This window comes from Kamptonema formosum PCC 6407 (assembly GCF_000332155.1).
GTDB lineage: Bacteria > Cyanobacteriota > Cyanobacteriia > Cyanobacteriales > Microcoleaceae > Kamptonema > Kamptonema formosum.
Map to the genome: position 1 here is coordinate 664,279 of NZ_KB235898.1, position 24,864 is coordinate 689,142.

The 24,864-nt window shown below is 41.9% G+C and carries 22 protein-coding genes; 12 read left to right on the top strand and 10 right to left on the bottom strand.

Annotated elements, in window-relative coordinates; translation table 11 throughout:
* Positions 1-9 precede the first annotated feature (9 nt).
* Positions 10-834 (bottom strand): hypothetical protein, encoded by an 825-nt coding sequence (locus OSCIL6407_RS0102960; RefSeq protein WP_007358483.1) that lies wholly within the window; start codon positions 832-834, stop codon positions 10-12.
* 107 nt (positions 835-941) lie between these two features.
* Between OSCIL6407_RS0102960 and OSCIL6407_RS0102965 the strand changes: the two genes are divergently transcribed.
* The 3 genes from OSCIL6407_RS0102965 to OSCIL6407_RS0102975 are packed head-to-tail and all read left to right on the top strand — an operon-like array spanning position 942 to position 3,781.
* On the top strand, positions 942-1,865 hold the full coding sequence (locus tag OSCIL6407_RS0102965) for a metallophosphoesterase family protein (protein ID WP_007358484.1): 924 nt from the start codon (positions 942-944) through the stop codon (positions 1,863-1,865).
* 9 nt (positions 1,866-1,874) lie between these two features.
* Entirely contained in the window at positions 1,875-3,137 is a 1,263-nt protein-coding gene (locus OSCIL6407_RS0102970; RefSeq protein ID WP_007358485.1) for an AAA family ATPase, read from the top strand.
* Complete coding sequence (locus tag OSCIL6407_RS0102975; protein ID WP_007358486.1) at positions 3,134-3,781, top strand: retron system putative HNH endonuclease; 648 nt, start codon at positions 3,134-3,136, stop codon at positions 3,779-3,781. Before OSCIL6407_RS0102970 ends, OSCIL6407_RS0102975 begins: the two co-directional genes overlap by 4 nt.
* Here the strand turns inward: OSCIL6407_RS0102975 and OSCIL6407_RS0102980 are convergent.
* A complete protein-coding gene (locus tag OSCIL6407_RS0102980) occupies positions 3,778-4,605 on the bottom strand; it encodes a DNA adenine methylase (RefSeq protein ID WP_007358487.1) in 828 nt (275 codons plus the stop codon). The genes OSCIL6407_RS0102975 and OSCIL6407_RS0102980 overlap by 4 nt on opposite strands.
* A 58-nt stretch (positions 4,606-4,663) precedes the next feature.
* Between OSCIL6407_RS0102980 and OSCIL6407_RS30215 the strand changes: the two genes are divergently transcribed.
* From OSCIL6407_RS30215 to arsC, 7 genes are all read left to right on the top strand, one after another.
* A complete protein-coding gene (locus tag OSCIL6407_RS30215) occupies positions 4,664-4,867 on the top strand; it encodes a DUF751 family protein (RefSeq protein ID WP_039963223.1) in 204 nt (67 codons plus the stop codon).
* 206 nt (positions 4,868-5,073) lie between these two features.
* Positions 5,074-8,289, top strand: coding sequence for a glycoside hydrolase family 15 protein (locus OSCIL6407_RS0102990; RefSeq protein ID WP_007358489.1), 3,216 nt, complete (start codon positions 5,074-5,076; stop codon positions 8,287-8,289).
* 355 nt (positions 8,290-8,644) lie between these two features.
* A complete protein-coding gene (locus OSCIL6407_RS0102995) occupies positions 8,645-8,971 on the top strand; it encodes an ArsR/SmtB family transcription factor (RefSeq protein WP_007358490.1) in 327 nt (108 codons plus the stop codon).
* A 117-nt stretch (positions 8,972-9,088) separates the two neighbouring features.
* A complete protein-coding gene (locus OSCIL6407_RS0103000; protein WP_007358491.1) occupies positions 9,089-10,117 on the top strand; it encodes a PstS family phosphate ABC transporter substrate-binding protein in 1,029 nt (342 codons plus the stop codon).
* Positions 10,118-10,153: 36 nt separating this feature from the next.
* Positions 10,154-11,287 (top strand): ACR3 family arsenite efflux transporter, encoded by a 1,134-nt coding sequence (arsB, locus tag OSCIL6407_RS0103005; RefSeq protein ID WP_007358492.1) that lies wholly within the window; start codon positions 10,154-10,156, stop codon positions 11,285-11,287.
* Complete coding sequence (arsH, locus tag OSCIL6407_RS0103010) at positions 11,268-11,963, top strand: arsenical resistance protein ArsH (protein WP_267879526.1); 696 nt, start codon at positions 11,268-11,270, stop codon at positions 11,961-11,963. Before arsB ends, arsH begins: the two co-directional genes overlap by 20 nt.
* Positions 11,964-11,989: 26 nt before the next feature.
* Positions 11,990-12,403, top strand: a complete 414-nt coding sequence (gene arsC, locus OSCIL6407_RS0103015; RefSeq protein ID WP_026103642.1) for an arsenate reductase, glutathione/glutaredoxin type — start codon at positions 11,990-11,992, stop codon at positions 12,401-12,403.
* 391 nt (positions 12,404-12,794) lie between these two features.
* Here the strand turns inward: arsC and OSCIL6407_RS0103020 are convergent, their stop codons facing one another.
* The gene (locus OSCIL6407_RS0103020; protein WP_007354152.1) at positions 12,795-12,920 is read right to left on the bottom strand and encodes a photosystem II protein Y; all 126 of its coding nucleotides are present in this window, start codon (positions 12,918-12,920) and stop codon (positions 12,795-12,797) included.
* A 182-nt stretch (positions 12,921-13,102) separates the two neighbouring features.
* On the opposite strand from OSCIL6407_RS0103020, the gene OSCIL6407_RS37620 reads away from it, so the two are divergent.
* Positions 13,103-13,237: a hypothetical protein gene (locus OSCIL6407_RS37620; RefSeq protein ID WP_267879519.1), complete on the top strand. Its 135-nt coding sequence runs from the start codon at positions 13,103-13,105 to the stop codon at positions 13,235-13,237.
* 54 nt (positions 13,238-13,291) lie between these two features.
* On the top strand, positions 13,292-13,639 hold the full coding sequence (locus tag OSCIL6407_RS0103025; protein WP_007354153.1) for a hypothetical protein: 348 nt from the start codon (positions 13,292-13,294) through the stop codon (positions 13,637-13,639).
* Between the two features lie 25 nt (positions 13,640-13,664).
* On the opposite strand, the gene OSCIL6407_RS0103030 is transcribed toward OSCIL6407_RS0103025, so the two are convergent.
* The 7 genes from OSCIL6407_RS0103030 to cofH all read right to left on the bottom strand — a co-directional run bounded on the left by OSCIL6407_RS0103030 (position 13,665) and on the right by cofH (position 24,653).
* Positions 13,665-14,807, bottom strand: coding sequence for an IS4 family transposase (locus OSCIL6407_RS0103030; RefSeq protein ID WP_019486904.1), 1,143 nt, complete (start codon positions 14,805-14,807; stop codon positions 13,665-13,667).
* Positions 14,808-15,122: 315 nt separating this feature from the next.
* Entirely contained in the window at positions 15,123-19,238 is a 4,116-nt protein-coding gene (locus OSCIL6407_RS0103035) for a CHAT domain-containing protein (RefSeq protein ID WP_019486905.1), read from the bottom strand.
* A gap of 274 nt (positions 19,239-19,512) precedes the next feature.
* Positions 19,513-21,207 (bottom strand): DUF3352 domain-containing protein, encoded by a 1,695-nt coding sequence (locus OSCIL6407_RS0103040; RefSeq protein ID WP_019486906.1) that lies wholly within the window; start codon positions 21,205-21,207, stop codon positions 19,513-19,515.
* A 277-nt stretch (positions 21,208-21,484) separates the two neighbouring features.
* Positions 21,485-21,751, bottom strand: coding sequence for a Txe/YoeB family addiction module toxin (locus OSCIL6407_RS0103045; RefSeq protein WP_007352972.1), 267 nt, complete (start codon positions 21,749-21,751; stop codon positions 21,485-21,487).
* Positions 21,748-21,972 (bottom strand): hypothetical protein, encoded by a 225-nt coding sequence (locus OSCIL6407_RS0103050; protein ID WP_007352973.1) that lies wholly within the window; start codon positions 21,970-21,972, stop codon positions 21,748-21,750. Before OSCIL6407_RS0103050 ends, OSCIL6407_RS0103045 begins: the two co-directional genes overlap by 4 nt.
* A 123-nt stretch (positions 21,973-22,095) precedes the next feature.
* Positions 22,096-23,193 (bottom strand): hypothetical protein, encoded by a 1,098-nt coding sequence (locus OSCIL6407_RS0103055; protein WP_007352974.1) that lies wholly within the window; start codon positions 23,191-23,193, stop codon positions 22,096-22,098.
* Positions 23,194-23,492: 299 nt separating this feature from the next.
* A complete protein-coding gene (cofH, locus tag OSCIL6407_RS0103065) occupies positions 23,493-24,653 on the bottom strand; it encodes a 7,8-didemethyl-8-hydroxy-5-deazariboflavin synthase subunit CofH (protein WP_007352975.1) in 1,161 nt (386 codons plus the stop codon).
* Between the last annotated feature and the right edge of the window lie 211 nt (positions 24,654-24,864).

Consider the following 24,864-nt stretch of genomic DNA (forward strand, 5'->3'; position numbering starts at 1 on the left):
AACTAACAACTAACCATTACCGATATTTTCTGCTTTCTTCCGTTCTAAAATAATCATTTCAGAGCCAATTACGGGGCTGCGAGCTATGAGTTTGCCTTGGGAGTTGGCTATTTCCAGTTTTCTAAATTCAAGTTTTTGGGCTTGTTGAAACATTTGATTGGCTAACTGATTTTGTTCGCTTTCAGGGAGATTATACCAATCATCGCCGATTTTAACAGCTAAAATATTGCTGAATAAATTAACCTGAATGGATTCTATTAAGCTGTTATTAAATTGATTGGTTAGTTCATCTACTTGATTTTGAATTGTGGCAATAAGATTCTGTTCTGGTGTTAGTTTTGGAGGCGATGGGGGAGCAATTTCTACGGGTTTTGTTTCTTCAGGGGCTACCAGGTCGGGTAAATTTGTTGCTGTTGTTTCTGGAGATGAGAGAACTACTATTTCTGTGGATTCTGAAGAGGGGATAACTACTATTTCCGAGGATTCTGGCGAGGGGATAACTACTATTTGGGGGGATTCTGAAGAGGGGATAACTATTATTTCAGGTGATTTTCCAGGTAGCAGGGTTAGTGTTGTACCGATCGCGACGATCAGAGTTGCTGCGATCGCGCTGCTTAAAACTGTATCGGACAGCTTTTGATTGATTGAGGCGGGTAGAAGCGATCGCACCAACTGGACTACAGTCAGCCAAGCGGAAGTGAGTTTTTCCAACAGGCTGCGATCGAGTTTTGCGGAATCCTGGGGAGTTTTAGCCGCGTTTTGAGAAGTGGCGATCGGCTTTACCTCTGGCTGAGGCTGTTCCGGCTGTGGCTGTTGTGGTTGGTCTTCTGACATTTTCTTAACCTCCTGGCGGTATAAATATGCTTAAATGCGATAGATTTTTACGTGAGCTATATCTCTCAGCCTTAATTTATCATTTCATTACTTCTAACTGAATCAAAATGAGTATCAAACGCCGTCAATTTTTAATTTTAAGTGGCCTGAGCGCATTAAGTCTGACGGGAATGTGGAAAATACTTAAGGCTCAAATTGTTGAGGGTGCTAGTCCTGCTGCTAGTTTGGAGGGAGAAGGTGCGATCGCGCAGTTACCCACCACCCCGCCGATTTTGCGTTTTATCTCCGTCGCAGACACGGGTACTGGTGCTGAAGGTCAGTATCGGGTAGCCAGGGCGATGACGCGCTATCATCAACAAAATCCTTTTAATTTGGCAATTCTCGCTGGCGATAATATTTATAATAACGGCGAAATTGAGAAAATTAACGCCGTATTTGAGAAGCCATATCAAGATTTATTGCAGCAGAACGTTAAGTTTTACGCTTGTCTAGGAAATCATGACATTCGCACGGCTAATGGCGACCCTCAAGTTAAATATGTCGGCTTTAATATGCAAGGACGTTACTATACTTTTCGGCGCGGTAAAGTACAGTTTTTTGCCTTAGATACTAATAGTAATGCAGATTGGAAAAATCAGCTAATTTGGCTGGATAAAGAATTGAGTCAAAGCGATGCACCTTGGAAAATAGTATTTGGTCATCACCAGATTTATTCATCGGGAATTTATGGTGTAAATAAACCATTTGTTGAGAATTTAACGCCGCTTTTTCAAAAGTATGGAGTGCAAGTTTATATTAACGGGCACGATCACCATTATGAAAGGACTCGTTCGATTAATGGAACGACTTATTTAATATGCGGCGGTGGCGGTGGTACTCGTGAGGTGGGGCGTTCTCCCTGGACGGCATATTCGGCTTCGCGGCTTAGTTTTGCAGCCTTTGATGTTTATGATGATAGAATATTTGTGAGTGGAATTGGGACGGATGATCGGGTGTTTGACCGGGGTGTGGTTATGTTGAAATCAGTTTAGGTAAAAGTTATGAAAGTTAAACGATTGAAAATCAATGCGTTTAGGGGAATAGATAATCTAAATCTGGAATTTAACCCTGATGAGCCAATAGTAATTATTGGGAACAATGGCGTGGGAAAATCTAGTATTTTGGACTGTATTGCCATTCTTTTGTCCCGTTTTCTTTATTTGATTCAATTCCCTAATAAAAATGACAGTTTAAACCCGTCTTTTTTTCGTGTACTAGATATCAAAAACGGATATAAAGAGATAAGAAATCAAATTATAATCGAACTCTCTCAGTCACAAGAAATCAGTTGGTCTGTAACGAAAGAAGATAGCGGAAATGAAAAACTAGAAGGCATGGAAAAATTAAAAGAAGTTGCCCAAAATATACATAATCAGTGGAAAGGTAGTCCTTTAGCCAACATACCACTAGCAGTTTACTACCCGACTAATCGTGGTGTTATTGAGCGTCATTTGGAGAGTCAGAATGGATATTCCTTTAAGCAGACAGATGCCTACAATCAAGCGCTAGAGCAAATACAAATTAGCTTCGATAGTTTCTTTCAATGGTTTGCAGATTTGGAAGATTTGGAGAATGAACAAATACGGGATAACCACGAACATCGAAACAGAAATCTAGAAACCGTAAGACAATCCATTTATTCATTAATACCAAATTTTTCAAACTTGCGTGTTAGACGATCGATCCTAAGAATGACTGTAAAAAAACAAGGTCAAGAACTGATCGTAAATCAACTATCTGACGGGGAGAAATGCTTGCTAGCAATGGTAGGAGATTTAGCCAGACGCTTAGCAATTGCTAACCCAGGTTTAGAAAATCCACTGGAAGGCAGTGCCGTTGTTTTGATTGATGAAATCGAATTACATCTGCACCCGAAATGGCAACGGGAAATTATTCCCGCTTTAACTAGAACATTTCCTAATTGCCAATTTATTATTACCACTCATTCACCTCAAGTCATTAGTCAGATTAAACCTGATGGTATCTACATTTTAGAGGCAACACCTGAAGGTATAGTAGCTAAACAGCCAGAAAGTTCTTTTGGTAGAGATAGCAATCGTATCCTTGAAGACGTGATGGGTGTCCCAGAAAGGCCACAAGAAATCAAGGATAGTCTTCGCCAACTTTTTAGACTGATAGACGCGGGAAATCTTGATGCTGCGAAGGAATTACGCCAACAGATAGAAGATGAAATTGGCGAGGATGAGTCAGAGTTTGTCAGAGCAGATATATTGATGAGACGGAAGGAAATTCTTAACCGATGAAGTATATTAAAAAGGGTGAGGAACCAAAAGATTTTACAGATTGGAAAGCTCTAGAAAGCGATGACTGGAAACCTAACTGGGATAACTTTCAAGCACCACAAAAATCAAATTTGCATCAATCATTACTGCAAGAACAGGGTTTTATTTGTTGCTACTGCGGAATGGAAATCAGCAAACAAAAAAGCCATATTGAACATTTAAAGCCTCGTAAAACCTATCCCGAAGAAGCACTAAATTACAAAAATCTGTTAGCTTCCTGTCAAAGAGAAAGAGAACCTAAAGAACCTCAACACTGTGGAGTTAAAAAAGATGAGTGGTACGATGAAAATCTCATGGTTTCGCCTTTAGATCCCAGTTGTGCTGATTTTTTTAGATATTCTGGTTCGGGAGAGATTTTGCCAACTAATGAACCAGGAAAACAAGACTCTGCTTTAACAACTATTGACCAACTTGGACTCAACATTGATAAGCTAAAGAATATGCGAAGTCAGGCAATAGATGGAATATTGCAAGCTATGGACGGTCTGACAATTGAAGAGATACAAATATTAGCTCAAAGTTATGTTCAACCGGATGCAGAAGGTAAATACACACCATTTTGTACTGTAATCGCCTACTACATAAAAAACTACTTTAAGATTTAATATGAAGTAATTAAAACTTCAGCAACTTTCCCTCGAAGCTTAGCCTTAGAATTAATCGCCCTTGCTGCTAATATAGGTTTAATTTTAAACTCTTTGTACAGGTCTCGAATCAACTTACAATCAGAATTAGATAACAACACTTTTACCCCTCGATTAGCAAGTTCTGCAAAAACATCTCTCAATCTAACTTGATCGTTCTCAGTAAAAGAATCGCGACTATAAGAGGTAAAATAGCTAGTATCATTAATCGGAAAATAGGGCGGATCGAAATAAACAAAGTCTTCCGCACTATGAGCATACTTCAACACATCCTCAAAATGCCTTTGTTCAATAGTCACTGATTTTAACACAACTGATACTGAACGAAGTAAATCGGCATTACAAATCGTTGGATTATTATATTTACCCATCGGCACATTAAACTCACCTTTCGAGTTTTCTCGATATAAGCCATTAAAGCAAGTCTTGTTAAGATAAATCAACCGCGCTGCCCTTTCTATCTCAGTTCCTCCCGGATAAGATCGCACATCATAATAATGCTCTTTATTATGCCTTAATTCATGTTTCTTTAAATAGGTAATTAGCTCCTCAACCCGATCTCGAACGCAGCAATAAGTATTAATCAAATTAGCATTGATATCCGTTAAAACTGCCGATTTAGGTTGCAAATGAAAAAACACAGCACCACCACCCAAAAAAGGCTCATAATAATTCGTAAACTTCTTAGGAAAATAAGGTAAATATTGCGGAATCAGCCTACTTTTACCCCCCGCCCATTTGAGAAACGGACGCGGCAAAACTTGAGATTGAGTGGAAATTGACATTTTGACCTCAAAGTGATACCAATTAAAGATGAAACTGTAAATATAACCAACTAAAACAATGCAAGAATTTTTTGAGAATATCTCTCGCTATCCCCGCTACTTCATCACAATCACTCTGGGAATCTTCTTTTTCCTGTTTGAGCAACTGAGGCCGCTGCTGAAGAACCCCGTGAGTGCGATCGCTCTCATTAGTTTCATCATCGCCGCATTTATGTTTGTAACTTTTACCCTCCGTGCCATGTTGGGGCTGAGTACAGTTTAGCGGAAGTAGGAGGAGGGGAAACGGCAAAATCAGATAATTTCCACTTCTGCATTTAACACCCTCCTTATGTTATCAAAGTTACTGTAAAAAAGATTCCATTTATGTTAAACCCTTAAACAAGGTTTTGAATGGAGAAAAAAATAGTGTCTTTATATTTAAGAACTATTGACCACAACTAGGCAGGAATCAAAAAAAGGAACCACAAGATGACGATCGCAATAGCAAAACGGCGAGAAAGGTTAGATAGCTACTATCACCAAATCAAAACCGTCATCCTCAAACGTCAAAACCCGATCGCGGGTTTACTACCAGCCAGCACAGCAATTAACGCTCACGGCGACTATACCGATGCTTGGGTGCGAGATAATGTTTACAGCATCCTCGCCGTCTGGGGTTTAGCTTTAGCTTACCGCAAACTTGATGACGACCAAGGTAGAACATTTGAGCTAGAACATAGTGTCGTCAAACTAATGCGAGGATTACTCTTCGCCATGATGCGACAAGCTCATAAAGTAGAAAACTTTAAAAATAGTCAATTGCCCCTAAATGCCCTACACGCTAAGTATAATACTCAGACTGGAGATATTGTCGTCGGCGATGACGCTTGGGGACATTTACAATTAGATGCTACCTCCTTATTTCTATTAATATTAGCACAAATGACGGCTTCAGGCTTACACATTGTTTTTACAATTGATGAAGTGAACTTTGTGCAAAACTTAGTCTATTATATTGGCAGAGCTTATCGCACTCCCGACTACGGAATTTGGGAGCGAGGAAATAAAATCAATCATGGCAGTGCAGAATTAAACGCCAGTTCCGTAGGTATGGCAAAAGCAGCTTTAGAAGCCATGAACGGCTTAGATTTATTCGGAGTTAACGGTTCTCAAGCCTCAGTAATTCACGTTTTGCCAGATGAAATTGCCAGAACGCGAGTGACATTGGAATCCCTTTTACCCAGAGAATCAAGTTCAAAAGAAGTAGATGCAGCCTTGTTGAGCGTAATTAGTTTTCCTGCCTTTGCCGTTGAAGATCGGGAATTAATCGAGCGGACAAAAAACAAAATTATCAGCAAACTCCAAGGAAAATACGGTTGCAAACGCTTTCTCAGAGACGGACACCAAACAGTTTTAGAAGATGGCGAACGCCTCCACTACGAACCGAAAGAACTCAAGCAATTTGAGCATATTGAATGTGAATGGCCGTTATTTTTTACCTATTTGTTACTTGATGGTATATTTCATAGAAACCAGCAACAAGTTAAAGAATATAAAGAAATTTTAGAATCTCTAATTATAGAACGGGATGGTTACGGCTTACTCCCAGAATTGTATTATGTCCCAGCCGAAAGTATTGAAGCAGAAAAATTAAATCCTCATAGTCAAAAACGCTTACCTAATGAAAATGTCCCCCTCGTTTGGGCCCAAAGTTTATATTTTCTTGCTCAGTTATTAGACGAAGAATTAGTCGCCATTGGCGATATTGACCCACTAGGACGACATTTATCTATTCGTCATCATCGAGAGCCTTTAGTACAAATTGCGTTATTAGCCGAAGATGAAGATTTGCAAGCGGAATTAGCTGCTCATGGTATCGCCACCCAGACCCCAAAACAAGTAGAACCAATACAGATACGCCAAGCCAAAGAACTATCTGCTATTTATACACAAATTGGTCGCAACGATCAATTAGGTTTAACAGGTAGACCCGTGCGAAGATTGCGGACTTTGACAACTTCCAGAGTATTTAGGATTCGGGGAGAAACGATTGTTTTTCTGCCTTCTTTTTTAGATCAACAAGAATTTTACCTCACTCTTGACTATCATTTTTTAGTAGCTGAAATCAAGAGCGAATTAGCTTATATTAACCGTCATTGGTATCAATTAGGTCGTCCTCTAGTAACGCTGATGCTGACTCATACAATGCTAGAAACTGGTAGAGAAGCACTGTTAGAGTTGATGAAAGAACTGCGTGACGGACACTGCAAATATACCCCCGTAAAATTGGGTCAAATCAATCAGTTAATCCTAACTGCTGGTGTTGAGAGAATTGATTTTCTACACGATTTTGGATTTTCCCAGTCTTCAGTTAAAGGTGCATTTCCCGTGAGGTATCACTTGGGTTATAATCCCGATAAGACTGGGCCATTAAGCCACACGCAAGAATTTAAGTTAGAGTGCGAAACAAATACAAAATTATTGCTTACCAGTTTGCGGGGTTCCGAGAATTTGTACGAACAAGTTGAGCTATTGCATACCTTAGTTCGCCTCAAAGGACTGAATTTTAATACTGGATTCGGTGGGCCAGAAGACGCTGTTACAGTTGCAGATTTGCTCAATGAAGTTTATCTTAAAGCTAGCAGCGATTCTCAATCAAAAATATATTGGGCCGTAGTCCGTCATGTGGCCGGTTTGCTGAATAAAGTTGATATTAGCCTATCAGATGCAGTTACTGATATTTTAGTACGCGGTAAGTATGTTACAGTCGGAAAAGCTTACAGTGAAGATTCTGTAATTTTGCAGCCGCGTTCTTACACAGAAATCATGGAGAAAATTCGGCATTTCTGTGGGGAAGATATTCGCGACCGGGTTCTTACCCAAGAAATTCTGATTTACTTTGGTTTGCTAATTAAAGCTGAACCACTATTATTTAAAGGCTTGCTAACACTGAGGGTGAGCTATTTTATCTTGCTGATTGCTACCGAATTAGCTCGCGATTTGGGGATTACGCAGAATGAAGCTTACGAACATTTAATGCAGTTAAGTCCCTTTGAAATTAAAACTCGCTTGCGGCAAGTATTAACAGGCTATGAAGGTATGAATCAAGTGCTCAGACAGCAAGAATCTTTGCACGTCAAACAACCGGAAAAAGATATTGAATGGGTGGTCTTACCAACTTTGCAGTCACCAGAAACTAACTTAGGCGGGTGGCGACGACAGCGGCAAATGTCAGGTGCAGTTAATCGCGTACCCAAAGATTTTTATCCTAATGTTTGGGAGTTATTGCGGCATTGTAAGGGTTTGGTAATTGGTGATAAATTGGAGCGCAGAAATCGCCTAGATAGCGAACCAATTTTAGCAGAAATGACTCCAGGTGAGAAGAATTTTGCTCTACAAGTCGAGCATTTATTGAATAAAATTGGTGCGCCGGAGTACCGACAAGTTAATATTGAAGCCTTGATGGAATTGGCGGCAATTGCTCAGCGGAACCCGGAGTTACAAATAGAAGAATATATCGTTTTGGATGTATTAATTGGTCATGCAGTGCGGATTAGCTGGTTAGACCAACATCCCGAAAGGAGAGAGAAGTATGATGAGGATAAAGCGGCGGCATGGAACGCTTTTTATGATACTTCGCCTTATGTTTGTGCGAGTCATATTTTAAGTGCTTTCCGCTTCTTAACAGAGTTTGGAAAAGTATAGAAGAATGAAAAAGAAATAATTATCTCTCTGCTGTCACTAAGCAGCAGAGTATAATAGAGCAAAATCTTTCAAACCTCAATTAGGTCTGATGAATGAGGGTAAATTTTTATTTTCTTCTTCCGCTTAGTAACAAAACAGGGTTAGCCTCGTTGTCGCCCCCTGAAGTCCGCGTATCACCCTCACAAATGATAAGTAAATCCACTTAATTAAACATAAGATACCGATGGCTAAAAAGTTGGCTGTATAAGCGTTCTTCCTTCTTCCTTCTTCCCTCTTCCTTCTTCCTTCTACTTATACAGAGCTACTTACTAAATTTTTCGCTAAGATAGCCATACATACATTTCAAAATTTTTTGATGGTTAATACTCGTACAATTACAGCAAGTGCGATCGCTTGCGGTTTTCATGCCCTCTCTGACCCTCTGCGGATTCAGGTAATCGAGTTACTGCGAGAACAGGAATTGTGCGTCTGCGATCTGTGCGATCGCCTCCATGTCCCCCAGTCAAAACTCTCCTTTCACCTCAAAACCTTGAAGGAAGCAGCTTTAGTCCGCAGCCGCCAAGAGGGACGCTGGATCTACTACAGCCTCAACATTCCCCAGTTCGCCATCCTCGAACAGTACCTCGCCGAGTACCGCCGCTTCAGCCCGATCCTGTCTATCCGTTGCTGCGACACCCCTTAGTCAATCAACATTTCTTAATGTATTTTTCCTGTGCGTGTTATCCCCTATACTTGACATATCAATTTTTATTGATATGGTGAACTTGTGGACATGAATTTTGACATTAAGGCAAGGTCAATGAAAACAACAAGGCAGGTCAATTCTCACACACTTAGTATAAGAATTTTAGCATTTAGTGCTATAGCTCTCCTCAATTCCTGCGCCCAAGTCCAATCGCAAACCTCGCAGCCGATTAAAATCGACGGTTCCAGTACCGTTTATCCGATTACAGATGCGATCGCGAAAGACTTTCAAAAGACCCAAGGCGCAAAAGTAGCAATTACTGTTGAATTCTCCGGTACTGGTGGAGGATTTAAAAAGTTTTGTGCTGGCGAAATAGATATCAGTAATGCCTCGCGACCAATTCGACCAGAAGAAATGGAAGCCTGCAATAAAGCTGGTATTCGCTATTATGAATTACCCATCGCTTTTGACGCTCTCACAGTAGTAGTTAACCCCAAAAATAGCTGGGCAAAAGACATTACAGTAGCAGAACTAAAAAAACTTTGGGAACCAGCCGCACAAGGTAAAATTACCAAATGGAATCAGATTAGAACCAGTTGGCCAAATCAACCCATTAACCTCTATGGTGCGGGTAAAGATTCTGGTACCTTTGACTATTTCACAGAAGCAACAGTCGGTGAAGCCAAAGCCAGCCGTACTGACTACACAGCTAGTGAAGATGATAATGTTTTAGTCCAGGGAGTTACCAAAGATCCAAATGCCTTGGGTTACTTTGGATTAAGCTATTACGAAGCCAATCCAACTCAATTGAAAGCATTAGGAATAGATAATGGTCAAGGCTCGGTAATGCCTACCCGTGAAACAGTAGAAAAAGCTCAGTATAAACCTCTTACCAGACCTCTTTTCATCTACGTTAGCTATAGTGCCGCCCAAACCAAATCAGAAGTACGCGACTTCGTGGAATTCTACATGGAAAAAGCACCAACTTTAGTTAATTCTGTAGGCTACATTCCATTGCCAAAGGACGGATATCAACTGATTTACAACAATTTCTACAATGGCAAAGTCGGTACTGTTTTTAATGGTGAGGCTCAGTTAGACTTAACCATCGGTGAGTTACTACGCCAACAAGCAAAGTTTTAATTTTTATCGGCAATTTCCCCTTCAATATTTAACTCAATGAATCAATCGACAACCTCACCTGTTCATGCAGGAAACAAGCTTAGTTTTTTTGAAAGATACCTCACCCTTTGGGTATTCCTTTGCATTTTAGGCGGTATTATTCTCGGTAGATTATTCCCCAGCGTCGCCGTCACCCTTGATGCTCTTAGCTTTTATCAGGTATCGATTCCGATTGCCATTTGTCTATTTTTTATGATGTATCCCATCATGGTAAAAATAGACTTTACCCAAGCAGCAAATGCAGCGCGATCGCCCAAACCTGTAATCTTAACATTAGTTGTTAACTGGATGATAAAACCATTGACAATGGTGGCATTTTCTCAGTTTTTCTTAGGTTGGCTATTTCGTCCTCTGATTACCGGCACAGAAATAATTCGTGGCAGTGAAGTTTCCATCGCTAGTTCCTACATCGCTGGCACAATATTATTAGGAATTGCCCCCTGTACGGCGATGGTTTTAATGTGGGGATATCTCTCCTATGGCAATCAAGGACATACTCTAGTCATGGTCGCCGTTAACTCTCTAGCAATGCTATTTCTATACGCACCATTAGGCAGATGGCTGTTAGCAGCCAACGATCTAGTTGTTCCTTGGCAAACCATAGTATTGTCTGTGTTAATTTATGTTGGTTTGCCCTTAGCTGCCGGAATGTATAGCCGCTTCTGGATTTTTAAACATAAAGGAAAAGAATGGTTTGAACGAGAGTTTATGCACTATCTAAGTCCAGTGGCTACGGCTGCACTTTTGATTACGCTAATTCTTTTGTTTGCCTTCAAAGGAGAGTTGATTGTTAACAATCCTCTGCACATTCTCTTAATTGCCGTACCCCTGTTTATCCAAACTAATTTCATTTTCCTGATTTCTTATGTAGCAGCTTTAAAACTAAACCTTCACTACGAAGATTCAGCACCCGCCGCGCTGATTGGTGCTAGCAATCATTTTGAGGTAGCGATTGCTACGGCTGTCATGCTTTTTGGATTAAATTCAGGGGCGGCATTGGCTACGGTTGTTGGTGTTTTAATTGAGGTTCCAGTGATGTTAATGTTAGTAGAGTTCTGCAAGAAAACAGCGTTTTGGTTCCCTCGTAAACCAGAAACAGCTTCCCTGCGAGATCCCCGTTGTCTTTACTAATTCTCATAGCTATAATCCAATGAAAAACCTTACTCATAAACCCCGAATTCTCTTTTTATATGGTTCTTTGCGAGAGCGTTCTTATAGTCGCCTACTTGCTGAAGAAGCGGCTAGAATAATTGAAGATTTCGGTGCCGAGATTAGATTTTTAAATCCCCTAGAATTGCCGATTTATGGTAGTGTTCCTGATACTCATCCCAAAGTTCAAAAATTGCGTGAGTTGAGTCTTTGGTCTGAGGGTCAAGTGTGGTCAAGCCCAGAACTACATGGTAATATTAGCGGGATTATGAAAAACCAAATTGACTGGATTCCCTTAAGTATTGGGGCCGTTAGACCTACTCAAGGTAGAACTTTAGCGGTGATGCAGGTTAGCGGCGGTTCGCAGTCTTTTAACGCAGTTAATACTCTGAGAATTTTGGGGCGATGGATGCGAATGTTTACTATCCCAAATCAATCTTCTGTGGCTAAAGCTTATCAGGAGTTTAATGAAGATGGAACGATGAAAGATTCGGCTTATCGCGATCGTGTAGTTGATGTAATGGAGGAATTATATAAGTTTACTCTATTGTTACGCGGCCAGGTTGATTATTTGACCGACCGTTACAGCGAACGCAAAGAAAAAGCAGCGAAGGAAATTATCGCCATCGCCAATAGTGCTCTTGAAATCAAAAAGTAGCCTGATAATAAGTAACAAAAAAAACCATGAAAAAAGTCATGTTTGTCTGTAAAAGAAACTCTTGCCGTTCCCAAATGGCTGAAGGTTTTGCTAAAACATTAGGTAAGGGGAAAATTGAGGTAGCGAGTTCCGGGTTGGAATCTAGCAGAGTTCATCCAACGGCGATTCAAGTAATGTCTGAAATTGGTATTGATATCACAGATCAAACTTCAGATCCGTTAAGTGATTTTAATGCTGAGGATTACGATGCTGTAATTTCTCTGTGTGGCTGTGGTGTGAATTTACCGGAAGAATGGGTACTGCGCGAAGTGTTTGAAGATTGGCAACTTGACGACCCCGACGGACAGCCAATAGAGACATTTCATCGCGTCCGAGATGAGGTGAAGGAACGAGTTAATAAGTTGTTAAACTCTCTAGCAATAGAAACAGCAAAAATTTAGCATTGTTTTAAGTAGAAGGAAGAAGGTAGAAGGAATAAAAATTTAGTTATCTAGGAGAGAAGGAAAAAGGAATAAAAATTTAGTTATCTAGGAGAGAAGGAAGAATGTTTATACAGTCGGCTTTTCAGCCATCCTTATCTTATGTTTAATTAGGTGGATTTACTTACAATCCGGGATTAAGTAAAAGTATCCATAACGTCGCCATCCTGGGGGTTAAAGAACCGCCAGGATGTCGGCGTTACGTAAATAATGGTTAATTCCTAATAATCTTAAAAAAAATTGTGTGCGATCGCATCCTTAACCGGAAAGCCGAGGAGCGATCGCACACCTAGATTATGGGAGATTCAGCCTGAAAAACATCAGCTTTTCAGTACAGAGGTCAGGATTAAGTCTAGGCTTGCTTATTCAACAGGTTTTGCACTTGTCTGATTGCAGCCGCGCCAATATTGAAAGCTGCCCAGCCACCGGCCAACAAGATTGGCAATAAAACTACTAGCACGCGGAAGTCAAAATCCATTAGTTCCTCCTCTAAAGTTTTTTAAAGATTTCTCATAATCTATTTGTATCTCATTTTGTCCCTATTCTCAAACTTCTCTCTAGTAACCTAGTTTATCTAAATTAAAGCCCCTCTATGGATGAGATTCCTGATGATTTCGGTCCGCCCAAGGCAACTGGGAACTCGCCACCGGGGGAATAAAAATGTGCGATGCCTTCGGACGCGGTGGCGATCGCACCAAATCTATACTACAAAGTGCAGCTTCACCGAGGGCGATCGCCATTTTCCCGCCGTCTCCTGGTGAAGCTGGTATGAAAGCTAAAACTCTTACCAATTAAAGGTTTTTGAAAATCGCCACCTTGTAGTATCACTGTAATTTAACAGGAGGAATTATGGGTTTATTGCCTAAACGGAAATTAAAGTCAGACGAGCTTGAAGCTATTTTCCTTTTTCAGTTGGCTTTGCATATATGGAAATTTAATGGCGGTTTCGCGCCGGAATTTTGGTTTGGCGAGCGGGTGAAGTTTCAGGGGCGAGTGGGTGTGATTGCGGGGATGCAGTGGATGATATCAATTCCGGTTGCACCGGAATTGATATCAGCTACTGTTATGGCAAGTTTATCCTTCCAGTCGTGGCAATCTTATGCTTCCAATGACAGCAAGGGTTTTAAAAGCTACTTTGCCCCCAGTGTCAGCTTCGCTATTTCTGGGCCAAGATTTCGCTATACGTTTCTCAAGTAGATTGGCTGACGGGGTGACAACCCCGTCAAAGAGTAGATAGAATCAAGGTTCTAGCCCTTATCCCCTTCTTGAAAAATGGTCGCTTATTACTTCTAATCCTCATTAATTCAGTTACTAAATCTTGGCAAACTTCACTTCCTGTCACCCAACATTCACCATATAAACCTATCCAAAAGTTGCTATGACGACGTATCGATCGCCCTAATTCCTGCACCCGACCCACATATTTTTGAATCCCCATCTGTTTGATTGTATGACCTTGAATAATTGCACAAGTGTATGCGATCGCGATTAATAAAATTAAAGACTTTAAGCGGTCATAACAGGCATGACTATTTTCCAAATTATAGCCTCCTGTCTTACAGTCTTTAAACATAGCCTCTATTCCACTCCGACATTTAAAACTCGCGATCGCCAATTTTAAACTACCTACATTGGTCAGCAGAAACCAACCTTCAGAAGCCCCGTTAGTTTTGTATTTTCTTTTCCAATAACCTGCCACATCAAATTTGCCAAAACCTTTTTGCTTAGTAACTTTAACCCCGCTTCTATAAAAGCCTGTCCCTGGTATTAGTCCTAACTCGCTTAGACGTTGATATTCTTCTTTTTCAGATTGTATGTATCGTTCTTGTTTAACTCTTAATACAAACTTGACACCTACGTCATAGAGCCATTGCGCCAGCTTGACAGAACCAAATTCTCTGTCTCCTAGAATAATTATTTGATAATCTTGTAGCAAGACCGAAACAGGTGTAATTAAATTTTGTTGTTCTTGAATATTCGTACTGCCTCTTTTGGGGAGTATTTCCCAGTATAAAGGAATAGCCCTTTGCGACCAAATTAGACTAATAAAAAATAAATTATTGTGTCGCCATTGAGTGCGGTCGATAGCTAGCATCAACACAGACTGATTTTTAAAAGCCGTGTTCAAGATGTATTTCACCAAGGGAAACCAGATGGTTTCAATTCGCAAGACTGGCAACTTAAAAAATCTTTGAAGATTGCGCCTCCGACTCTCAAAGAGTACAGGATATGACCAAACAGTAGCTAGTCTCTCAATACTGACCTGTTTGTGTATTTGTAAAAGGCAGACAACAATTGCAAGAGTTAAGTATTCAGTTTTTTTGAGTTGACTTGACAAGCAATTTTGGTAAAATAAAGGAAGCATTTAATTATTCTGGGGGTTGTTGAGAACGATCGCCCATTTTTTTTACCACAAAACGTCTCAAAGCGCTATAGGTAAGGCTTTTGACGGGGTTGTCACCCCGTCAGGTAGATTGGTTCATAATGCGCGATCGCGAACGAGTTTAAAATGAGATAGACTCATGTTTGACTATAAAATTATGGCAATATCCAAAGGAATCATTACAGCTTTCCCTACTAATACCATTTCTCTAAAAGTATGCTACAGTCCACATCGTTGAGTTTACTACATAGAATCAACCTACTGTTGCTACTGTTGCATTAATTTGGAGAAATGGTATTACCAAGGATTACCAATCATCCTAAAAGCCGCCCAATAGTAAGGATGAGATAAATTATCATTGCTTCTTGTGACCAGTTCCAGCGGCAGCAGCAGCTCCCCAGAACCAGTATGCAGCTTGCCATTATTGATTTGGATTTGCCCTCTAATCATAGCTATTTGCGCCTCCTGTAGCGCTTGGGCCTTAATCGGTGTACTTTTCAAGTGCTGATATAACTCCGTCATCAGCCCCAAAGTCCCTTCATCGCTAACGTACCAGAGACTAGCCACAGCCGACTTCACACCCCCCTGCACTGCTAACCCCGCAAAACCCAACTCCGCCTCCTCATCTCCCACAGCAGTTTTACAAGCACTCAGCACTAATAGCTCAACAGGGGGGTTATTCCATTTCAGTTGCCGCAACTGATCCAAGCGTAATTTCGTATCCCATAACTGAATGTAGGAGTTGCTAGGATTTCCCCCCTGAAATTCTGCGTGTGTTGCCAAATGAACGATCGCATAAGGTTGTTGCTGACGTTCTCCCTTCAGATTTGCCAGAGTAAAGCCTTCATTCAAAAAAGATTTACCCTGCCATAACTGCGGGGTGATAGTTGATAATTCCAATGGTACTGCTGGTAAAGGATTGAGATGAGCAAATCGTGAGGCCCCCATCGCCAGCACTTTGGAATTTTTGATATTGACGAAGCGAGTATCAGTCAAACTGAGACTAGGCATCTGACCAATACTGTATCGCTCGATCAAAAACCCCTTCCCATCGTGCAATGCTGCCATTGGGAGCGATCGCAATCCGGTATCGGAAACAAAAGACAAATTCTTGATGCCCTGTGTTTGCAAATCCGCTTCTAGCGGTGCAACTATCAATTTATATAGTTGCTGAGCTAAAGGCAAATAGCTTGTAGTATTACGTTTTCTAGGATTAGTTACTTCTGTGCGAAAGTCTTGGGCTAGTGCGACGACTTGGGCGCGAGTAGTATGCGAGATGCGCTTGCGAATGGGAACTCCTTTAGGCGTAACTATCAGCATTTCCAGTTCGTCACTAGGTTGAATTTGCCGATCGATTTGCAGAATTGAGGATATATTTTCTAGTTGATAAGCACTAGAACCTTTCGGCATAAAGCCGATATAAATGATTGCTGGTTTAACTCCAGTCGTCTTTTCAATTCTCGTTAGGATATTCTGGGCATCTTGTAATGTTGCCATCCGAGACGGGTAAGGCAAACTTAGGTATTTGACAAAATCGCGAGTCAACCTTTCCTCTTGGGGGAGAACAATAGCATTGGGATTAATTGGTAAATCAGCAATATTGATTTGAGGAGAGGGCGATCGCGAATTTTGTTCCAAAGAATTTGATATTTGATTCTGCTGTTCGAGATTAAGCGGAAATGGCGAACTTAGCGCGGGTACTGGTGCGATCGCTGGTGTCGGATTTATTGTCGTTGTCCGATCTAGATTTGGTATTAAATTCAACACAGGCGTTTGGTTGAGAGTCGGTATCGGTGCCGGTGTTATAGCGATTGATAGTTCAGAAAGCAATACAGGTGTGATATTGACTGTCGGTGCAGGAATTAAAGTAACTGCTGGTGCTGGCGTGACATTGACTGTTGGTGTTGACGCAGCAGGTACAGGCGCGATATTGACTGTTGATACTGGCGCAGCTACAACTGACGCGGGTGCTGGTACTGGCATTGGGGCGATATTGACTGTTGATACTGGCGCAGCTACAACCGACGCGGGTGCTGGTACTGGCATTGGGGCGATATTGACTCTTGATACTGGTGCAGATGCCGATACTGGTGCTGGCGCAGATGCTGGCAGAGGCGGCAGATTAATTATTATGGGTGCTGGCGCGGGTTCTGGTGTTGGTGCGGGTTCTGGTGTTGGTGTTGGTGCTGGTGCGGGTTCTGGTGTTGGTGTTGGTGTTGGTGTTGGTGCGGGTTCTGGTGTTGGTGTTGGTGTTGGTGCGGGTTCTGGTGTTGGTGTTGGTGTTGGTGCGGGTTCTGGTGTTGGTGTTGGTGTTGGTGTTGGTGCGGGTTCTGGTGTTGGTGCGGGTTCTGGCGTTGGTGTTGGTTCTGGCGCGGGTTCTGGCGTTGGTGTTGGTTCTGGCGCGGGTTCTGGCGTTGGTGCGGGTTCTGGCGCGGGTTCTGGTGTTGGTGCTGGTTCTGGCGCGGGTTCTGACGCTGGTGTAGAAGCAGTTATATCAATAACCGTTGGGCCTCGCCGCTGAGGTAAGGGACGATCGTAACTTCCATAGGTAATGCTATTAGGCTGAGATGTTCCTCCAGTGACAATGCTGCCAGCAGTACCGTTCAGCCCGTTATAGTCTGGCCCTACAGTGAAAGGAGTATTTAAAGCTGTTCCACCGTGACGGATTGTGATAACTCCAGCGTTAGCGCTGCCGGTGGTGGCGGCGGAAAGACTACAACCTTCTGAACAGAAGGGCTCTGAAATGAAACTGCCTGTAGCCCGAAAATAACGACCCGCTGTAATATCAATATCGCCCCCCGCTGTTCTGCCTTGGGTGTTGATGAAGACAACTTCGATGTCATCCTGGGGATCTAGTGTCACCGATCCGCCTTGCTTATCCTCAGAATGCGCGTCTATTTCTCCGGCTTTAATGCTTAATAGAGCAGAAACAATTATGTCTCCTCCATCTCCATTTTTGGCATCTGACCAAGAACTGAGATTGCCTGCTTCTATAATACCTGTGCGGCTGGTAAGGGTAATATTTCCGCCGTCAATTGTCTTAGAATGAGAGTCGATCGCACCTGCATGAATGTCTGTTTCTGCTTCTAGCGCGATCGCGCCCCCTTCAGAAGTGACAGTGGTTTTGGCGATGTCGATGCTGCCATTGCTGCTGCTAAGGCTAATTTCACCGAGGCTGGTACTGATGTTACCACTCGCAGTTAAGTTGCCTGTAGCACTTAAAAGTATGGGGCCGCTGCTAGTAGATGCAACTGTGGTGAGGTTGCCGTTGATGGTAATGTTGCCTGCTGCTTGAATAGCGATCGCGCCTGCATTTACTTCCTGCGTTGCTACATCCCCAGCAGCTACCGTTTGGTTTCCCCCTGTGAGAACCACTTGACCGCTTTCATTCACGCTAATGCCTGTGGCGCTATTTTTACCAGCACCCGTCAATAGTTCTGGCAAAGTCGCGATCGGCAGCGTCCAAGGTGTTGGCTGTCCTTGAGGGCCATCTAATGTATTAGTAGTTGATGAGGAGGCTTGGTCAGTTTTAGCTGGTTTGTTAGTACTATCGCCCCCTGACAAAGGAGCGATCTCCAAACTCAGCAAATGCCCTTCTTGACTGATACGCACCAAATTCTCAGCGGGAACTGAGACAACAGTAACTTGACCATCTGGGGCCGACAAAGTGCCAATGCTAATAACTGTCCCGCCCAGCAAGGTTAAATTTTGCCCTGACTTTACTGCTAAATCCGCTGAGTTGATAATAGTCCCTGGTTGACCGGAAGGAAAGGCAAAACTGCTGGGTGTCCCCACCAGAGTTGCGTAGTCATTTGTACCTTCGGCATTAAACCAGTTAGCTCCAATTCCAATACCTGTGGCAGTAGTTGCTGTGAAAGAACCAGGCACGTTTAAGCTGGCATTAGCGCCAAAGATTATTCCAGATGGGTTGATTAAAAATAGATTTGAATTACCTCCGGTTACTTGAATTAAGCCATTAATTATGGAAGCGTCGCCGCCAATAACGCGAGCTAAAATATTGCGAATATCAGGGTTAGAGATAAAGTTGGCAATCTGACCTTCTGATAAGCCAAATTGCTGGAAGCTGTGGAATAAATTAGCTTTATCGCTGGAGAGTTGACCGCCTTCTATATCGAAGTGCTGACCTTCAGGAGTAACCTTTGTACCTGTTCCGTCTGTAGCTGGAACAATGGTCTGGGCTTTAATTGAAGGTACTTGAAAGCAAAAGCTAAAAACTAAAAATAATAATGGAAATACAAGCTGATTTCTTATTTTTTTTAATTCCGAAGATTCTAACTTAAGCTTATTTCTTGCCGTGAGAAATAAACTCTTATTTTTAATATAAATTTTCATGTCTTTGGCAAGGTTTAGTGTTAATAGAGATGTGCGGCGATGCTTAGATAAACCCTGCATATTCTCTATTAATAGAGAAGCTATAAATTAACTACATTTAAGTGATAACTTTTTGTCTCCGTTAGCCGCATCTTCCCAAGGATATATTTATTAGATCAAATTTTATTTTAAAATAACCTTAACTTTCCTTACGTCCCGTTTTATGGTACTCTGGTTGCTTAAAAACTGTCCGAAGTATTGAGTTCAAATAATCAACTAATTTACGCATGAAAAGCAAACCCAGTTTTTGAGAAACTGCGCTTTTATACTATTTTCCGACTCATCCAGTTAACGGCTACTTCGGAGAGCTCTTAACACTGGGAGAGGGGCCAGGCGGGGTACTAGCTCGATCGACTTTTTTCAGTTGCACAAAAGCATCGTAGCGAATGGTGCGATCGCTCACCACAGCAGTTGTTACCCCAATAGAACGAATGGCATCTACCCACATTTTCTGATTAGGTGGAAGTTCAGGGATGGCGAGGTTTTTGGGGTTGAAAGCCCGCTCGACATCGATAAAAAAGTTGCCATTATTGGGTGTAAGTTCCGATCGCATCGTATTCTCGAAAATTTCGCTTCCTAGTAGGGGGTTGCTAGGCGCAGGTAAGATCGCATTTGTCACTGGGGCTCCCACTGTCATAAACGCCACGTTATTTTTCATCCAGCCGCGAGTGACGCTTACTCCCCCAAAAGGTGCTGTCCACTTAACTGCGGGTTGACCCCCAGCTTGAGTTTCCTCAACTTTGAATTTCTTAGTTTTCATCACCTCATCTAATTGTTTAAGGGATTTATCTGCGGCTTTGCGATCGCTAGCTTCTACCATAAACACAAACCCCGCCCCAAACTTCCCCGGAGTAGTTGAAGCCGCAGGCGCAGGAATCAGGGACAGGGAAAATTCTCCCTTCATCCAGTTGATGAAATCCTTATCCCAATCCATACCAGTGCTGGATTTGAGCCCAGATCGCACTGATTCGGGAGGGAGGGGCGCGATCGGGTTGCTATCCGCACCCTGGGCGTAATCCTGCCACAAACGTTGGAAATTGCCGCCCGATATAGCGATTAGCGTATTATTGGGGAGACGGGTGAGCATTTGTTCGGCATTATTTTCTACTGCCAGTTTTTTCTGGGAGTTAGGTTTCAGCCAAGAAATCGATTTAAAGGCCATTCCCTCTGATTCCAGGGTAACTGCTGTGGCAAACCCTTGAGTTTCCAGTTTCTCTAGATTTTGCTGTGAAATTGGCCGTGCGGAGTTGAGGGAAGCGTAGGCGGCGCTAACTGGGACGTTGAAATATACTTGAGCGAAGGGCTGATTAGTTTTAATTTGTTCTAAGGACTCTGCAAAGCCGGGGGTTGTGGCTAGGGAGGCTTCGCCTTTGTAGGTGTCGATCGCTCGATCTGTGGCCTTGGCATCTGTGGTAACGACGAGATATTCTGAGCCAAGGACGGCGACTGATAAGTTGCGATCGGGTACTCCTTGGATTTCGGCAACTTTAATGCCTTTGTAATTGCGCTCAACCATTTTACCTTGATTGACAGGCTTAGGCTGGGCTAGCAGTTCTTTTGCTTTAAGGGGGTTGGCGATCGGCATGACGACGGCGACTGACTGTTGCGCGGGGGCCACTGAGGAGACGGGTGGGGCGCTATGATTTGGTAGGAAGGCGATCGTGACTTCTTTGCCTACCCAAGGCTGGATGTCTTGCTGGTAGCCGTAGCCATTAGCAGTTAGGAGGCGATCGCGCAAGTCTCCTAAGATGCGATCGAGAGCAGCTTTCGACTCTGGAGTGCCATACTCCCGCAGTTTATCCCACTCTTTGCTATCAGTGGAGAGGGAAATGGTCATCATCGCATCCTGCGGAATAACGCTAGCACCTAATGGCAGATCTTTGGTGGGGCCCCGTGAAACGATTAATAAATAGGCTCCGATACCACCAGCAATTAGTAAAACGGCGGCTCCAACGGTGAGCATTAAGGAAGTTTTATCTTTTTTTAGCATTCGTGGCAACGGGCGATGGGTGTAATAGATGAGTTCAGCAAAGGAATAGCTTGATTAGGATTTACCTCGAACCATGAGAGAAACCGGGTTTCTGGTTTAAATATTTGTCCCTATTCATGTTTCTGCCTAAGTCCTATCTATGATAGTCTCTATGATAGTCTATCGCTAATTGACAAATTTTTCGCGATCAATCCAGAGAATAGGGTAATCGGAATGAATAGATCTCACTTTCTTTTTTAAAGATGTCTTTAAGAACAGAACTAATTTTAATTTATAACTATTCACTATAATGATACTTACAAGCAACTATCACAATCTCTTCATCCGTAACCTGGTAAACTAAACGATGTTCGTTATCAATGCGCCTTGACCAAAAACCACTTAAATCGTATTTCAGAGGTTCAGGTTTACCTAATCCTTCAAACGGTGAGCGATCTATATCTTTAATCAGTTCGACAATCTTGCGATAAATCTTTTTGTCTAATTTTGCCCATTCATTAAATTCTGCAAAACCAGATGATTCAAAAACAATTCTTCTGCTCATTGCAAATCCTCTAAGTTAACTTCAACTAAATTTTGCCGAGTTTTAACATTTTCAACGGCTTTTAAAAGTCGATTCTTGTTGACTTCGGATTTTAAAAGATATTCGGTTTCATCAAACTCAGAGACAATTATCTCAATCTCTTTATCTCCAAAAGTTGCTTTGATTTGTTCTACAAAATTATGATTTAATTCGCTGGCTTTTAAATGATAAACTGTTGACATCGTTTTTACCTCTTTCGGGTTATGATAATTATAGAGTAGCACATAGGCTGTGAAACACAATTACTACAATCCTAGCAGTCCATAATTTATTGGTATCCTTAAAAAAACGCAATTCCACTCGCATTAATGTCTGGCTTTAAAATCCTTAAAAATTGTCTGCAACGAATACATCAGCCGGTTCACATCATTTGTCCCCCCTGGAACGATATTAAGTTCCCACTTTTTCCGTGCCGTTGTCAATAACTTGGCGACAGAATCAGAGGAACTATTGGAGATAAAATAGCTACCACCTTCATAACGGATATCTGACGCTAATCCGATAAAAGAACCAGCAATATCGAGTTTTAGCGGTGATGTATAATACTGCGATTTAATGGCGATAATTACCTGAGAATGTCGCGGTTCGCGGTTGAGCAATCTACAGAGGTCTGCTTCTTTTTGGTACAATACTAATAGGTTGCATTCGTGGAGGACACCTGCTCTTCCCTGAACTTTTACGCCGATGTGAACTTCTAGAGGTGGCTTATTAGGAAATTCGATCGCAGCATGAGTATAGGGATGTACAGTTCCATGAATTTTACCCGGATTTTTTCTAAATACTAAAGAGTTAGGATTCCCATCGAATACATCTTTATAATAAATCTCTCCTTCTTCATTAGCAATCGCCTTCAATAAAATGGTGAACAGATAAATATTAAAAATATTGGCTTGCTCAACATAAGCATTAAAATTACGGTCGCTCGCCCCGTTTAACTTGAAGCCAATTTGCTGAATTAGAGTAGATATTTCTCGGCTATCTGTTGTTCTCGATAGCAGTTGATTAAATATTTTTTTCAAGGCAACAGCTTGTTTATTCCGAGGGGAAATCAATTCTGAAGTAAACTCAATCTCTTTACCAACTTCATCCGAATCAGCAAAGATAATTTTGGGAGTAAATTGAGATTTTTCTGCTTCGATTTTCAGGAAATATGCAATTTCATCCTCCATTTCTGCCGTATCGATAACTGCTTGTTCGACAGCTTTTGTTAACAGCCGTAATTGTTCCTCTGGGGTATAATCTTCTATCTTTAGCAGAGGAGTTTTTCTTTTAGAAGTTCGCTCTTCTATAGTTTTACCTGTCCGCACTGTATCAGCAACCTGTTCGGCAACCCAGCCTAAATTAAAGTCTCTGAGCATCGCTGTCAGTTCTTGATAAGCTGTGGTATATTCTTTTTCATTCATTTGTTTTGCTCTTAACTTTTGAATGTTATTCTAAGATTATATCACTTGTTGCCGAATTAATCAAGAAAAATTTTGACTATCTGTACAAAAAAGATATGAACTAGAGGTAACACTGGGATTGGCCCTAACCAACGAAAGCGGTTGCTATATTAATACCATTGCGAACAATATATTAATGTCATTGCGAGCACCGCGCAGCAATCTCAAGACTGTGGGATTGCTTCGCGGTGCTCGCAATGACAGAAGATTGAGTTGGATTACAAGCAATCACATAGCTACCTTTGATTATATCCACCTACCTAAAACAATGATTTGACTCGATAACAAGCAAAATCATCAATGCCTAAAGAGCGATAAATTGTATCCCTTTGCCGATAATTTCGCCCTAAAGAACTAATCGCTCTTTGCAAATCTTCCACTGACTGACAACTACCACCAATCGCACCCGCCATTGTCGTAATATGTTCCTCCATCAAAGTACCGCCGATGTCATTGCAGCCCCATTTCAAAGCTTCCGTAGCTCCAGCAATTCCTAATTTTACCCAACTTGGTTGATGATTAACAATCCAATTGCCTAGAAAAATTCTAGAGACGGCTGTAAGTAACAGAATATCTGCCAAAACTGGCTGAACTCGCCCTACCCGTTTTCGCAGAGAAGGCGGTGCGTGCTGTCCAACAAAAGGCAATAAAATAAACTCAGTAATCCGAGCTGGATAGCCTTTCTCACAAGCAGTTTGCTGGAGCTTGCGTAATTTTTCCAAATGTAAAATCTGCTGTGATGCTGTTTCAATATGTCCGCACAACATCGTGCTAGTTGTTGGCAATCCTAATTTATGAGCGGTTTCTACAATTTCTAACCAAGTCGCTGAATTTAGTTTCTCAGGACAGATAATTTTCCGTACTGAATCGTCGAGGACTTCCGCTGCTGTTCCTGGCATTGAACCCACGCCGGCATCCCGCAAAGCAGCAATAACATAGCTGAAACTTAGGCTATCTTCTCTAGCAATAAATTGTATTTCCTGGGGCGAGAAAGCGTGTAAATGTAATTGAGGAAATTTATCCTTAATAGTTTCAACCAAGCGCAGATAATAAGGTAAAGAAGCTCCATTAATCTTAGCTTTAAGGTTTAATCCCCCCTGCATACAAATTTCCGTCGCGCCGAGATGGACTGCATCAGTTGCTTTTGCTAGAATTTGTTCCCAATCTAACCAAAAAGCGCCCGGATCTTCTTCATCGCGGCGAAAGGCACAAAAATTGCAGTGCTGTTCGCAAATATTGGTAAAATTAATATTGCGGTTGACTACGTAGGTGACAGTATCTCCTGCTTGCAAAGAACGAAGTCGATCGGCCGCAACTTGAATCGCAGCAATCCGATCTGGTTCTTTCTGCTGCAATAGCACTAATGCCTCGGTGGTTGATATATCGCAACCATCTAAGGCGCGACGAAGAATTAGATCCACAATTATTCCTTCCAGGCTCAGCGATAAAAGGTGTTTCCTAGAGCTAATGGCTTTTCGAGCTTAGCGCGACAATTAGCTAAATATTTATATATACTTCATTGTAGGATATGTAGAGCGATCGCGCGTTACCGAGAGCGAAAGCATCAAGTAGGCTTGAGTAACGCTATTGCTTCGCTTAATCTTACATTCCTTTAATTTTTAATTTTTAATT

Excerpts from the sequence above, each read along its gene's own strand:
- OSCIL6407_RS0103000 (WP_007358491.1), top strand. The coding sequence starts at position 9,089 with ATGAAAACAACAAGGCAGGTCAATTCTCACACACTTAGTATAAGAATT.
- OSCIL6407_RS0103045 (WP_007352972.1), bottom strand. The coding sequence starts at position 21,751 with ATGAGCAGAAGAATTGTTTTTGAATCATCTGGTTTTGCAGAATTTAAT.
- arsC (WP_026103642.1), top strand. The coding sequence starts at position 11,990 with ATGAAAAAAGTCATGTTTGTCTGTAAAAGAAACTCTTGCCGTTCCCAA.
- arsB (WP_007358492.1), top strand. The coding sequence starts at position 10,154 with ATGAATCAATCGACAACCTCACCTGTTCATGCAGGAAACAAGCTTAGT.
- OSCIL6407_RS0103040 (WP_019486906.1), bottom strand. The coding sequence starts at position 21,207 with ATGCTAAAAAAAGATAAAACTTCCTTAATGCTCACCGTTGGAGCCGCC.
- OSCIL6407_RS37620 (WP_267879519.1), top strand. The coding sequence starts at position 13,103 with ATGTGCGATGCCTTCGGACGCGGTGGCGATCGCACCAAATCTATACTA.
- OSCIL6407_RS0102980 (WP_007358487.1), bottom strand. The coding sequence starts at position 4,605 with ATGTCAATTTCCACTCAATCTCAAGTTTTGCCGCGTCCGTTTCTCAAA.
- OSCIL6407_RS0103020 (WP_007354152.1), bottom strand. The coding sequence starts at position 12,920 with ATGGATTTTGACTTCCGCGTGCTAGTAGTTTTATTGCCAATCTTGTTG.
- OSCIL6407_RS0103035 (WP_019486905.1), bottom strand. The coding sequence starts at position 19,238 with ATGCAGGGTTTATCTAAGCATCGCCGCACATCTCTATTAACACTAAAC.
- OSCIL6407_RS0102975 (WP_007358486.1), top strand. The coding sequence starts at position 3,134 with ATGAAGTATATTAAAAAGGGTGAGGAACCAAAAGATTTTACAGATTGG.
- OSCIL6407_RS0103025 (WP_007354153.1), top strand. The coding sequence starts at position 13,292 with ATGGGTTTATTGCCTAAACGGAAATTAAAGTCAGACGAGCTTGAAGCT.
- OSCIL6407_RS0102960 (WP_007358483.1), bottom strand. The coding sequence starts at position 834 with ATGTCAGAAGACCAACCACAACAGCCACAGCCGGAACAGCCTCAGCCA.
- OSCIL6407_RS0102995 (WP_007358490.1), top strand. The coding sequence starts at position 8,645 with ATGGTTAATACTCGTACAATTACAGCAAGTGCGATCGCTTGCGGTTTT.
- OSCIL6407_RS0103030 (WP_019486904.1), bottom strand. The coding sequence starts at position 14,807 with ATGCTTCCTTTATTTTACCAAAATTGCTTGTCAAGTCAACTCAAAAAA.
- OSCIL6407_RS30215 (WP_039963223.1), top strand. The coding sequence starts at position 4,664 with ATGCAAGAATTTTTTGAGAATATCTCTCGCTATCCCCGCTACTTCATC.
- OSCIL6407_RS0103050 (WP_007352973.1), bottom strand. The coding sequence starts at position 21,972 with ATGTCAACAGTTTATCATTTAAAAGCCAGCGAATTAAATCATAATTTT.
- OSCIL6407_RS0102970 (WP_007358485.1), top strand. The coding sequence starts at position 1,875 with ATGAAAGTTAAACGATTGAAAATCAATGCGTTTAGGGGAATAGATAAT.
- OSCIL6407_RS0102990 (WP_007358489.1), top strand. The coding sequence starts at position 5,074 with ATGACGATCGCAATAGCAAAACGGCGAGAAAGGTTAGATAGCTACTAT.
- OSCIL6407_RS0103055 (WP_007352974.1), bottom strand. The coding sequence starts at position 23,193 with ATGAATGAAAAAGAATATACCACAGCTTATCAAGAACTGACAGCGATG.
- OSCIL6407_RS0102965 (WP_007358484.1), top strand. The coding sequence starts at position 942 with ATGAGTATCAAACGCCGTCAATTTTTAATTTTAAGTGGCCTGAGCGCA.